This is a genomic window from Pseudomonas sp. NFACC37-1, from assembly GCF_900101575.1.
Lineage (GTDB): Bacteria > Pseudomonadota > Gammaproteobacteria > Pseudomonadales > Pseudomonadaceae > Aquipseudomonas > Aquipseudomonas fluorescens_AA.
In genome coordinates this window covers 35,452-47,782 of the sequence record NZ_FMUZ01000038.1, presented here as the reverse complement: position 1 = coordinate 47,782, position 12,331 = coordinate 35,452, and the positions used below count along the sequence as shown (strand labels likewise).

The following is a 12,331-nucleotide window of genomic DNA, read 5'->3' as shown; positions in this document are numbered from 1 at the left end:
CGGAATTATTAGGCCAGTTCAAGCTCGCTCCCACAATTGGATCGGAGTACGACCGTGAGAGCCAGGCCGGCTGGCAGGCCGCCTCGCGGTGGACGTTGATCTCGGCGCCCCGTTAACCACGCTGGCCGAACGCAGGCATTGTGGAGTGGGCATCCCGGCATGGATGCCGGGATAGCCGCGCTGGGCCATGGATGGCCCTTCGCGGCGGGCCCACGGAGCAATGCCGGAGTGAGGGCACACCGAGCCTAGGCGAGGTGCCGAGTGGTGGGGCATAAAGCGTTTTGGTTACTTTTGCGCTTCTCAAAAGTGACCCGCCGTAAGGGCGGAACCGTAAGCCGCCGTTACCGCAGCAACGGATATACACACGGTATCTCTCTATCGAAAGCCCACAATCAAGTGTTGTGATCGATATCCAACTTGCTGAACGTCACCTTCCCACCCTCGCTGGTATAGCCACTGTTGTCCTGCACATACACACCAGCCTTGAAGTACAACGGCTTGACCTTCCATTTGGAGCTGATGGTGGTGTACCAACTACGACCCGCCGCAGTAATACCCAAGTCACCCGTACGATCAAGGTGGAGCCGATAACTGAAGGATTGAGCCAGCTTCACGCCGGACGCGACGGTGATAACCCGACCCTCATCGTCATCGGGGCGCATGCGGACCTTGGCAACGATGTCGCCAGTCTTGCCGTCATCCTTGTACTGGTACTCCAGTTTCACCATGGGTTTGCTGCTGTCCTTGGCATGAATCTGCCCGATCACGATCTTGCCACTGCTGGGCACCTGGTTGACCACCAGGGTCGCGCTCAATTTATTGTCGGCGTCAGGGTAGACCCAGTTGCGCAAGGTGCCGTCCTTGTAGGTTTCCCGTAATTCACTGCGCGGGTAGATCGCGTTTTCAGTCTTGGTGCCGGTGACAGGCGACCAGAAGTACACCGTGCTGCCTTCTGAGTTGAAGTACTTATCCTTGAACCCATTCACCAGTCGAGGCGTTTCGATGGTTTTTGGTGGGCTGCCTTCGGGGATGCTCAGGTTCCAGGTTGCAAGATCGACCATGTTCGGATCCTTTCTGAGAAGAAGAAATGATTTACGCCACAGCCGGAGGGCTCTAAGACGCGCTTTTGCTGAGGCCAAAAGGGGGCGCGAACGCGTATTTGGCACGTTCGTACGGCAGAGGGTTGGCGTCAACAGTCCGTCAGAGTTGCGTTTGCCGGTTTGGTGCCCGAGATAGACGACCGTTAGTCGGCTAGTAGGAATTTTTCGGGAACATGGCGATATGGCATCTGTCTATGGCGCCCTGTTGTAGGGCGTCAAGCAGCGGATAGGGGGTTTTTGTCGCACGAGCCAAGCAGCGTTCCCTGCCGCTATGGCGCTACTAGAGGGCGCAATCACAGGTTGTGATCGATATCCAGCATGCTGAAGGTCACTTTCCCGCCTTCGGTGACGTAGCCGGTGTTGTCTTGCACATATACGCCGGCCTTGAAGTACAGCGGCTTGTCGCTCCAGGTGTTGCTGATGTTGGTATTCCATTGGTACCCGGCGCCGTTGATGGTCAGGACGCCGGCGGGGCTGAGGTGAATCAGGTAGGAGAACGACTGGTTCAGCTTGATGCCCGTGGCGATGGTGATGACCTGGCCCGATTCGTCATCGGGGCGTATGCGGACCTTGGCGACGATGTTGCCGGTGGAGCTGTAGGTCTTGTACTGGTACTCCAGCTTCACCATGGGGCTGGTGCTGTCCTTGGCGTGGATCTGGCCGATCACGATCTTGCCGCTGCTGGGCACCTGGCTGACGGTCAGGGTCGCGGCCAGTTTGTTGTCCGCCGCCGAATACAGCCAGTTGCGCAATGTACCGTTGCTGTAGGTCTCCCGCAGTTCGCTGCGCGGGTAGATCGCGTTTTCCGTCTTGGCGCCGGTCACCGGTGCCCAGAAGAACAGGGTCCCGGTTTCGGAGTTGAAGTATTGGTCCTTGAACCCCTGTACCAGTAGCGGGGTTGAAATGGTTGCCGGTGGGCTGCCCTCGGGGATGCTCAAGTTCCAGGTGGCGAGATCGATCATGTCCGGATCCTACGTAACGAAGCGAAAAAAGTTGGAGCCCTGGCGCGGGCTCTAACTCGCGCGTTGTGGGCGTGTTGATCACGCAGGATGGGTGTTTTTCGACAGCCGCCCGGCGGATGATTGACGTCAATTGTTCGTCGCTGGTGTCTTTGCAGTTTTTGTGCCCGAGGTGGGTGACCGTTAGTCGGCTATTTCGAGCTTTGTCTGGGTGATGGCTTGATGACACCTACTGCTTTTCAAAATCCCGGTCTAGAGTGAGGGGACAGTATTTGTCCGCTTTGCTACGTAAAAACGGACGTGGCGCCCGATAAGAGAAGCAGCATGGAATGCGCGCAACCAACGCCCGGCGAAGACAGCTCTGTCCTTTTGATTGTTGATGATTACCCTGAAAACCTGCTCAGCATGAGGGCCTTGTTGCAGCGGCAGGATTGGCAGGTGATGACCGCGTCCTCGGGGGTCGAGGCGCTTACCCTGCTGCTCGAACACGACATCGACCTGGTGCTGCTGGATGTGCAGATGCCCGACATGGACGGTTTCGAAGTGGCGCGCCTGATGCGTGGCAGCCAGCGCACGCGACTCACGCCGATCATTTTCCTGACCGCCAACGAGCAATCCCAGGACGCGGTCATCAAGGGCTACGCCAGTGGCGCCGTGGATTACCTGTTCAAGCCCTTCGATCCGCAAATCCTCAAGCCCAAGGTCCAGGCATTGCTCGAGCACCAACGCAATCGCCGGGCCTTGCAGCGCCTGAGCCAGGATCTCGAGGCGGCCAGGGCCTTCAATGCCTCGGTGCTGGACAACGCCGCCGAAGGCATCCTCGTGGTGGATGAGAATGGGTGTATCCGCTTCGCCAACCCGTCGACCTGCCGTTTGCTCAATGCCACCGCCGACCAGTTGCAGGGGATGCCGTTCCTGGATTTCCTGCAGAAACCCCATATTCCCGAATGGGCCGATTCCGATATCCATAATGCCTATCGGCGTGGTGAAACCTGGCGGTTGCATGACGCGGTGCTGCGCACGGCACCCGGCCAGCAGGTGTCGGTGGCCTTGTCCTGCGCGCCGCTGCCCTCGGAGCAGAAGGCGATGGTGGTGACGCTGCAGGACATGTCCGTGGTTCGCCACTTGCACCAGCAGCTCGAATACCAGGCCGTCACGGACCCGCTGACCGGCTTGCTCAACCGCCGGGGCTTCTACCAGACCGCGGAAAACCTGTTGATGCGCAGCGAGCGGCTGGAAAGCAATTGGGTGCTGCTGTACCTGGACCTCGATGGCTTCAAGCGGGTCAATGACTCGCTGGGGCACGACGCCGGAGACCGGGTCTTGCGCTGGGTGTCGGAGCAGTTGAAGGCGTGCCTGCGCCCCTTCGATATCCTGGCGCGGCTGGGCGGTGACGAGTTCACGGCCCTGCTGGACCTGGAGTTTCCCGAACAGGCGGCCAAGATTGCGGAGAAACTCATCGAGCGTGTCGCGATCTGCCAGCAGATCGAAGGCATGGACGTGGCGCTCGGCGCCAGCATCGGCATCGCGACGTACCCGGACTGTGGCGCCAACCTCGATGGCTTGCTGCGGGCCTCCGACATCGCCATGTACGAAGCCAAGCGTGCCGGTCGCCAGCAATACCGTTTCTACGACCATGAAATGAACGGTCGAGCCCGTTCACGGCTGATGCTGGAAGAGAGCGTGCGCTCGGCCATCGAAAACCGCGACTTCAATATGGTCTACCAGCCGCAGGTGAGCATCGTCGACGGGCGGATCCGTGGGTTCGAGGCGCTGTTGCGCTGGCAGCATCCGAGTGTCGGCGATGTGCCGCCGGGCCTGTTCCTGCCGTTGCTGGAAGAGGCGCGATTGATCAGTCGGCTGGGCAGTTGGATTTATCATCGCAGCGCGGCCCAGCGCAAAGTCTGGGAGCGTTTGTTCGCTGACGACCTGGTGTTGGGGGTAAGCCTGAGCAGCACTCAGTTCGGCATGCCGAACCTGGTGACCGAGTTGCGCCAGGTGCTGGAGCGCCACGCCTTGAAGCCTCGGCAGTTGGAGGTCGAGGTGACCGAGGATGCGCTGATGCGCAATCCCGATGAAACCCAAAAGCAATTGCGGTTGCTGCGTCAGCTCGGGGTGCGCGTGGCGTTGGATGACTTCGGGTCGGGCCCGTGTTCGCTGACGCATCTGCGCGACCTTGAACTCGATACTCTCAAGCTGGATCGACACTTGATCGCCCGTCTGCCAGGGTCGCCCCGGGACGCCGCGCTGGCCGCCTCGGTCATCGACCTGTGTACGCAGTTGGGCTTGCGGGTCATCGCCGAAGGGGTGGAGACCCGCGAGCAGTATCTGTGGCTGCATGCCCACGGCTGTGAGTTCGTGCAGGGGTTCCTGGTGGCGCGTCCGTTGATGGCCGAAGACACCGATGTCTTCGCCACGCCCTTCGACTGGAGCGCGGTGCAGGCCTGAATTCGCTACACTGGCGGCCTCTTGTGACTGTGTTGCCTGCCGATGACCGCGCTCAAATACCTCCAGGCCTACCCCGCCGCCTTGCAAGCCCAAGTGCAGCAATTGATCGCCCAGGATCGCCTGGGCGATTACCTGCAACAGCGCTACCCGGGCCGGCATCCGATCCAGAGCGACAAGGCCCTGTACGGCTATGCGCTGGACCTCAAGCAGCAATACCTGCGTAACGCGCCGGCCATCGACAAAGTGTTGTTCGACAGTCGCCTGGACCTGACCCACCGAGCCCTTGGCCTGCACACCGCGGTGTCGCGGGTGCAGGGCGGCAAGCTCAAGGCCAAGAAGGAAATCCGCATCGCGGCGCTGTTCAAGGACGCGGCGCCCGAGTTCCTGAAGATGATCGTGGTGCACGAGTTGGCCCACTTCAAGGAGTCGGACCACAACAAGGCCTTCTACCAACTCTGCGAACACATGCTGCCGGGTTATCACCAACTGGAATTCGACCTGCGGGTGTACCTGACCTGGCGTGACCTGCAATCTCACAAGGACTGACCGGATGGACGTGAGCAAGACCAAGACCAGTTTCTACCGTCGCCTGTACGTGGCTTACCTGATCGACAGCGGCCTGGCCAGCAACGTCCCGGCGCTCACTGAAGTCACCGGCATGCCGCGCCGCACCGCCCAGGACACGGTCGCGGCCCTGGCTGACCTGGATATCGTGTGTGAGTTCGAACAAGAGGAGGGCGCTCGCAACCACGCCGGGCGCTATCGGATTCGCGACTGGGGGGCAATTGACCGGGGGTGGATCGAGGCGAATCTGCCGCGGATCAAAGCAGTGTTGGAATACCCGTAGGCGCTGCGTAGGAGCTGTCGAGCGAAGCGAGGCTGCGATCTTGCCCCAGACAATTGAGTCCTGAGCGAAAGATCAAGATCAAAAGATCGCAGCCTTCGGCAGATCCTACGGCCGATGCATGCCAATGTGTGGAATCCCATCCTCCAGGTATTCCACACCCACCGCTTCAAACCCGTACCGCCCGTAATACCCCTGCAAATGCGCCTGGGCCGACAATGAGATTGACGTTCCGGGCCAATGTTTCTCGGCCTGCTTGAGGCCTTGCTCCATCAGTGTGTGACCCAGCCCCTGCCCGCGGGCCTGGGGGGCGATGATCACGCGTCCGATCACTACGTCGCTGTTCTGCGAGTGCGGGTCGAGCAAGCGCAGGTAGGCCACCAGGTGGTTGTCGTGCCAGGCCATCAGGTGGCAGGTGTCGCCCTCCAGGTCCAGCCCGTCGACATCCGGGTAGGCGCAGTTCTGCTCGACGACGAACACGTCGGAGCGCAGTTTGAGGATGGCATACAGCTGTTCCTTGCTCAGGTCACTGTGATGTTTGCAGACCCACTCGATTTCCATTTTTTGAATTTCCTGAAGAACCTGCTGCCGATATTAAGCGTGGTTGGCTCGGAAGTCTCTTGCTCGCGCGACCGGAAAATCTGTGACAAAGACCAAAATGCCATCATTCCTTTGTCGCGGTGCTGTCGTCTTTGTGTAATCTTCGTGACAGCCCTGCGCAGCGGTTTCAATGAGCTAATGTTAGGACCGGGTGTCTGAGGATGCCTGTTGAGTTTCGGCTAAAAAGAAAACCGGGCTTTGAACCCGTCAAGGACGTTTGGCATGCCGCGATTGCATCGAGCTCTTGCATTGATCGGGTTGCTGTTGCTGAGCTACGAGGCTTGCGCGCAGAAGTTGCGCCTGGTCGCCGATGCCTGGCCGCCCTTTACCGACTCCACCTTGATCAATGGCGGCCTGGCGACCGATATCGTCAGTACCGCCCTGGCGCGGGCCGGCTACGCCACGGACTTCGAACAGGTGCCCTGGGCCCGAGCGATGCTGGGCATCGGCGAGGGCCGCTATGACGTGCTGATCAACGCCTGGTACAGCGAGGAGCGCACCCATATCGGCCGGTTCTCGGCCGAATACCTGATCAACCGCGTGCGCTTCATCAAGCGCAAGGACGAGGCGATCCAGTTCGACAGCCTGCAACAGCTGCGTGCCTATCCCATCGCTGTCGTGCGCGGTTATGCCTATTCCAAGGATTTCGATGAAGACCCGCAGATGCAGAAAATCCCGGTGCATAACTTCGCCATGGCGGTGCGCATGCTGGCTGCCGACCGCGTGAAGTTGACCCTGGAAGATGAGTTCGTCGCCCGCTATTACCTGGCCCGCGAATCGCCCAAGGTGCGCAGCGCCGTGGAGTTCCTGCCCAAACCCTTGAGCGAAAACAGCCTGCACATCCTGGTCAGCCTGAAGAACCCGGAGCATGAGCAGATCGTGGCCGGATTCGATCGGGAGATCGCGGCGATGAAGGCGGATGGGAGTTATGAGCGGTTATTGAAGGCGCATGGGATGTAAGGTGTCTGGGCTGGCCCCATCGCGAGCAAGCTCGCTCCCACAGGGGTATGTCGTCCATCCACAGGGGGAGGCATTCCTAATGTGGGAGCGAGCTTGCTCGCGATGAGGCCCGCTTGGACACCACACCCCTCAAGCCTCGCCAGTGTCTTTGATCAAATGCGCCGCCAGCGTGCGCAACGGCCCCAACTGTCGACAGATCAACCCCAGTTGCGTCTGCACCAGGCGCTGTCCTTCGTCGATTTCATCGGGCATCTGCTCAAGCTCGCTGGCCAGGGCTTCCTCTTCGTCGCTCTGGATCGCGATCGGCTGTTTGCTCGCCAGGCCCTGGGCGATTTCGTCGATGCTCGCTGCCAGTTTCACCCCTGCACCGTCGATCAACTGTTCGCGCACTTCGGTCGGCAGTTCGGTGCCCCGGTGGGCGCCCAGGCCGGACAAGTAACTGAGCAGGGTGTGGGACAGCACCAGGAAGCGGAACCCCACATCGGCTTCCTTGCGGAAGTGCCCCGGCTCCATCAGCATGTTGGCCAGCGTGGTGGACAGCGCGGCATCGGCGTTGTGGGCGTTGCGTCGGGCCAGGCGGTAGGCCAGGTCGTCACTTTTGCCAGCGGCGTATTGCTGCATGATCTGGCGCAGGTAAATGCTGTTGCAGGTCAGCGTGTTGGCTAGCACTTTGTTCAGCCGCCGACCTTGCCAGTCGGGCAGGAACAGGAACACCGCCAGCCCGGCGATCAGGCTGCCGAGCAAGGTATCGAACAGCCGTGGCAGCAGCAGGCCATAGCCGTCGCCCACCTGATTGAAGCAGAACAGCACCATGATGGTGATCCCCGCCGTTGCCAGGGTGTAGCGGGTGGTGCGGTTGGTAAAGAACACCACCCCGGCGGCAATGGCGAAGCACGACTGCACCAGCGGATTGGGAAACAGGTCGAACAACGCCCAGGCCACCGTCAGGCCGATGGCGGTGCCGATGATCCGCTGGCCGAGCTTGCGCCGGGTCGCGCCGTAGTTGGGTTGGCACACGAACAGCGTGGTCAGGATGATCCAATAGCCCTGGGACGGGTGGATCATGTGCACCACGGCGTAGCCCACGCTCAGGGCGAGGGGCAGGCGCAGGGCATGGCGGAACAGCAGCGAGGTGGGTGTGAGTTGGGTGCGCAAGCGCAGCCAGACATCCTTGAGGCTGCGCGGCGAGCGGTCCAGCAGGCTGCTGTCGGTGGCGTCGGCCAGGGCGTCGGGGTTGCTCGCGTCGCTGAGCAGGCGGTCCAGGGTGCCCAGGTTCGCCGCCAGCGCCCGTAACGAACGCAGCAAGCCACGCCAGGCCGGGTTGCTCTGGATGCGCAGGTGCTCAAGGGACGCGTGCAGGTCGTTGAGGGCCTCGGCGAAGGTGTCGTCGTAGACGAACGGCTGGCGCAGTTGGATCGACTCGGCCAGCGCCTGGCAGGCCTTGCCTTGCTGGCGCAGCAGGCGCTGGCAGCGGAACAGCACGTCGCTGTGGAAGAACGCTTCGGCCAGGGCGTTGTAGGGGTAGTGGGAAGAGCTGGCGCGTTCGTGGATGTCCTGGGCCAGGAAGTACAGTTTCAGGTAGCGGCTGACCTTCGAGCCCGGCCGGCCGTTGCCCACGCGGTGCAGGATGATTTCCTTCGCGCTGTTGAGTGCGGCGACCACCCGGCCATTCTGCTGGGCCAGTTCCAGGCGGCGGGCTTCGATGTCGAGTTGGCGGATCGGCTCCAGGAGCGACGATTTGAGTTTGAGGTAGCGTCCCAACTCGCGGAACAGCCGCGCCAGGCTTTGCTGCACCGGTTGGTTGGAAAACAGCGCTTGCCACAGCACCGAGAGCAGGCCGTACCACGTGGCGCCCGCCACCAGCAGCAGCGGCTCATGCCAGAAATCGGTGACCGCGCCGCCGCGCTGGTCCACACCGATCATGGTGTAGACCGAAAGAATCAGGGTGGCCGAGGCAATCGCGCCATAGCGTTCACCCAGGGCTCCGAGCATGGTCAGGCCGAAGCTCGCCAGGGCCAGGGCGATGATGAACAGCACGGGATATGGGAACAACAACTCCACCGACAACGCCGCGACGGTGAAACACACCAGGGTTACGGCCAGGGCGTTGAGGCGGCCCTGCCAACTGTCGTCGGTTTCGGCCAGGGCACTGGCGATGATGCCCAGGAAGAGGGGAATCAGCAGCGCCATCTCGTCGAGATACCAGCACAGCCCCATGCTGCCGGTCAGGGCGATGAAGACTCGCACGCTATAACTGAACTTATCCAACGCCCAAAGGCGACGCAAAGACTGGCTAAACGAGTTCGATGACATGAAGTGCACGGGCCTGACGGGCAATGACGCTAAATTGAGGCAGTAATGACGCCGACGCAATGGCGGCGATCACATCTGACAGCAAAAAGTGTTCCGGGAGCCGCCACCAGTCCCTGTGGGAGCGAGCTTGCTCGCGATGGCGGCAGTCCTGTCACATTGATGTTGACTGAACCAGCCCTATCGCGAGCAAGCTCGCACACAGGGTTACTGCTCACATTCAAATCATGCCGGATCAGACGTACTGCGCCGCCGCATACCCCGAAGCCCACGCCCATTGGAAGTTGAACCCGCCCAGGTGCCCGGTGACGTCCAGCACTTCGCCGATGAAATACAGGCCAGGGCTTTTCAACGATTCCATGGTCTTGGACGAAACCTCCCGGGTGTCGACGCCGCCCAGGGTGACTTCGGCGGTGCGGTAGCCTTCGGTGCCGGCGGGGACGACGTTCCAGCTCGCCAGTTTCTCGGCAATGTCCGCCAACTCCCCGTGGGTGTACTGCTTCATGGGTTTGGAGACGAACCAGGTGTCGGCCAGCAGGTTGGCCATCTTCTTGGTGAACAGCTCGCCCAACAGGGTCTTGAGTTCGCTGTTGGGGCGTTCGGCCTGCTGTTGTTGCAGCCATTGCGGCACGTCGTGGTCGGGCAGCAGGTTGATCTGCACCGTGTCCCCTGGTTCCCAGAACGAGGAAATCTGCAGGATCGCCGGACCGCTCAGGCCGCGATGGGTGAACAGGATGTTCTCGCGAAAACTCTGGTCGTTGCAGCTCACCAGGCAATCCACCGAGGTGCCCGACAGCTCGGTGCACAGTGCCTTGAGCTGATCGGTGATGGTGAACGGCACCAGCCCGGCGCGGGTCGGCAGCAGCGCATGGCCAAACTGTTTCGCCACCTGATAACCGAAGCCGGTCGCCCCCAGGGTCGGGATCGACAGCCCGCCCGTGGCGATCACCAGGGATTGGCAGGTGAGGGCGCCGAGGGTGGTTTGCAGCAGATAGCCGCCGTCGGTTTTTTCGATCTGGGTGATCGACGTGTCGAGGTGCAGGTTGACGCCGGCCTGGTCGCATTCATCCAGCAGCAGGCCGAGGATGTCACTGGACTTGTTATCGCAGAACAACTGGCCGAGTTTTTTCTCGTGATAGGGCACGCCGTGCTTGGCCACCAACGCGATGAAATCCCACTGGGTGTAGCGGGCCAGGGCCGACTTGCAGAAGTGCGGGTTCTGCGACAGGAAGTTGCCCGGCTCGGTGTACATGTTGGTGAAATTGCAGCGTCCACCGCCCGACATGAGGATTTTCTTGCCGGCCTTGTTGGCGTGGTCCAGCAGCATCACCTGCCGCCCGCGCGCGGCCGCGGTCAGCGCACACATCAACCCTGCGGCGCCAGCGCCAATGATCACGACTTCGGTAGAGCGCAAAGCGGTGTCCTCTCAGCTTTCTTACGATCGTTCCCACGCTCTGCGTGGGAATGCATCCTGTGACGCTCTGCGTCACGCTTGACAGAAAGGGACGCAGAGCGTCCCGGGCGGCATTCCCACGCAGAGCGTGGGAACGATCATCGTCAGAGGATCCGCACCCGCAACGAGCGGCCCTTGATCTTGCCATCGTTCAGGCGTTGCAGCGCCTGTTTGGCGATGCCGCGCTCCACGGCCACATAGGCCTGGAAATCGAAGATCGCGATCTTGCCGACCTGGGCGCCGGGAATGCCGGCTTCGCCGGTCAAGGCGCCGAGGATGTCGCCGGGGCGGACCTTGTCTTTACGCCCGGCGCCGATGCACAGGGTGCTCATGGCCGGCAGCAGCGGGCCGCCGCCCTGGGGCTTGAGGTTGTCCAACTGGTCCCAGCTCAGGGGCGATTTCTGCAGTTGCTCGATGGCCTGGGCGCGGTGGGCTTCGGACGGCGCCACCAGGCTGATGGCGATGCCTTTTTCACCGGCGCGACCGGTGCGGCCGACACGGTGGATGTGAATTTCCGAGTCCCGGGCCAGTTCGACGTTGATCACCATGTCCAGGGCATCGATGTCCAGGCCGCGGGCCGCCACGTCAGTCGCCACCAGCACCGAGGTGCTGCGGTTGGCGAACATCGCCAGCACCTGGTCGCGGTCGCGCTGTTCCAGGTCGCCGTGCAGGCCAACGGCAGAAATGCCCTTGGCGCTCAGGTGGTCGACGGTTTCCTGGACCTGCTGCTTGGTGAAGCAGAACGCCACGCAGGAGGCCGGACGGAAATGCGCCAACACCTTGACCACCGCGTCCATGCGCTCCTCGGGGGAGATTTCGTAGAAACGTTGTTCGATCTGCGCGTCGGAGTGAAATGCCTCGGCCTTCACTTGCTGCGGATTACGCATGAACTTGGACGACAGTTGCTTGATGCCCACCGGGTAGGTGGCGGAGAACAGCAGCGTCTGGCGGCGTTCCGGGGTCTGCTGGATGATGTCTTCGATGGCGTCGTAGAAGCCCATGTCGAGCATGCGGTCGGCTTCGTCGAGGATCAGCGTATTGAGCCCATCGAGCACCAGCGAACCCTTGCGCAGGTGCTGCTGGATACGCCCTGGCGTGCCGACGATGATGTGGGCGCCGTGTTCGAGGGAAGCGATCTGCGGGCCGAAGGACACGCCGCCGCACAGGGTCAGGACCTTGATGTTGTCTTCGGCGCGGGCCAGGCGACGGATTTCCTTGGCGACCTGGTCAGCCAGCTCGCGGGTCGGGCACATCACCAGTGCCTGGCAGCCGAAGAAACGTGGGTTGATCGGGTTCAGCAGGCCGATGCCGAAGGCGGCGGTCTTGCCGCTGCCGGTCTTGGCTTGGGCGATCAGGTCCATGCCCTTGAGGATCACCGGCAAGCTTTGCGCCTGGATCGGCGTCATCTGGGCATAACCGAGTGATTCGAGGTTAGCCAGCATGGCGGCGGACAGCGGCAAAGTATTAAAAGCGGTGGCAATGGTGGTCACGGGACTGGCCTGCAAAACAAAATGTCGCGCAGTGTAGCAGCCTCGTGCCACTTTCTTCGAAAGTTCTGGACGAGCGTGGTTTTCTCAGGACGATCACAACGGTGCTGATTGTTTGTGGCAGGGGACTTATCGTGGCGAGGGGATTTATCCCCGTTGGGCTGCGAAGC

At 61.5% G+C, this 12,331-nt stretch carries 10 protein-coding genes; 4 read left to right on the top strand and 6 right to left on the bottom strand.

What is annotated here, in order from left to right; genetic code table 11:
• Window positions 1–392: 392 nt before the first annotated feature.
• Together BLP82_RS26190 and BLP82_RS26185 are read right to left on the bottom strand one after the other, a co-directional pair.
• Window positions 393–1,061 (bottom strand): polysaccharide lyase family 7 protein, encoded by a 669-nt coding sequence (locus BLP82_RS26190; RefSeq protein WP_092175176.1) that lies wholly within the window; start codon window positions 1,059–1,061, stop codon window positions 393–395.
• A 332-nt stretch (window positions 1,062–1,393) separates the two neighbouring features.
• A complete protein-coding gene (locus BLP82_RS26185) occupies window positions 1,394–2,062 on the bottom strand; it encodes a polysaccharide lyase family 7 protein (RefSeq protein ID WP_060740254.1) in 669 nt (222 codons plus the stop codon).
• A 321-nt stretch (window positions 2,063–2,383) separates the two neighbouring features.
• On the opposite strand from BLP82_RS26185, the gene BLP82_RS26180 reads away from it, so the two are divergent.
• The 3 genes from BLP82_RS26180 to BLP82_RS26170 are packed head-to-tail and all read left to right on the top strand — an operon-like array spanning window position 2,384 to window position 5,354.
• Window positions 2,384–4,507 carry a putative bifunctional diguanylate cyclase/phosphodiesterase gene (locus BLP82_RS26180; protein WP_092175172.1) on the top strand — a complete coding sequence of 708 codons (2,124 nt, stop codon included), beginning with the start codon at window positions 2,384–2,386 and terminating at the stop codon, window positions 4,505–4,507.
• A gap of 42 nt (window positions 4,508–4,549) precedes the next feature.
• Complete coding sequence (locus tag BLP82_RS26175; protein ID WP_092175168.1) at window positions 4,550–5,053, top strand: M48 metallopeptidase family protein; 504 nt, start codon at window positions 4,550–4,552, stop codon at window positions 5,051–5,053.
• Between the two features lie 4 nt (window positions 5,054–5,057).
• The gene (locus tag BLP82_RS26170; protein ID WP_092175162.1) at window positions 5,058–5,354 is read left to right on the top strand and encodes a winged helix-turn-helix domain-containing protein; all 297 of its coding nucleotides are present in this window, start codon (window positions 5,058–5,060) and stop codon (window positions 5,352–5,354) included.
• A 105-nt stretch (window positions 5,355–5,459) separates the two neighbouring features.
• On the opposite strand, the gene BLP82_RS26165 is transcribed toward BLP82_RS26170, so the two are convergent.
• The gene (locus BLP82_RS26165) at window positions 5,460–5,912 is read right to left on the bottom strand and encodes a GNAT family N-acetyltransferase (protein WP_092175159.1); all 453 of its coding nucleotides are present in this window, start codon (window positions 5,910–5,912) and stop codon (window positions 5,460–5,462) included.
• Between the two features lie 261 nt (window positions 5,913–6,173).
• Between BLP82_RS26165 and BLP82_RS26160 the strand changes: the two genes are divergently transcribed.
• Window positions 6,174–6,911 carry a substrate-binding periplasmic protein gene (locus tag BLP82_RS26160; protein WP_092175155.1) on the top strand — a complete coding sequence of 246 codons (738 nt, stop codon included), beginning with the start codon at window positions 6,174–6,176 and terminating at the stop codon, window positions 6,909–6,911.
• Between the two features lie 129 nt (window positions 6,912–7,040).
• Here BLP82_RS26160 and yccS read toward each other — a convergent pair whose 3' ends face one another.
• The 3 genes from yccS to dbpA form a co-directional block, all read right to left on the bottom strand.
• Window positions 7,041–9,224 carry a YccS family putative transporter gene (gene yccS, locus BLP82_RS26155; protein WP_092175151.1) on the bottom strand — a complete coding sequence of 728 codons (2,184 nt, stop codon included), beginning with the start codon at window positions 9,222–9,224 and terminating at the stop codon, window positions 7,041–7,043.
• A 232-nt stretch (window positions 9,225–9,456) separates the two neighbouring features.
• The gene (locus BLP82_RS26150; RefSeq protein ID WP_092175148.1) at window positions 9,457–10,635 is read right to left on the bottom strand and encodes a BaiN/RdsA family NAD(P)/FAD-dependent oxidoreductase; all 1,179 of its coding nucleotides are present in this window, start codon (window positions 10,633–10,635) and stop codon (window positions 9,457–9,459) included.
• A gap of 143 nt (window positions 10,636–10,778) precedes the next feature.
• A complete protein-coding gene (gene dbpA / locus BLP82_RS26145) occupies window positions 10,779–12,116 on the bottom strand; it encodes an ATP-dependent RNA helicase DbpA (protein WP_237140825.1) in 1,338 nt (445 codons plus the stop codon).
• Between the last annotated feature and the right edge of the window lie 215 nt (window positions 12,117–12,331).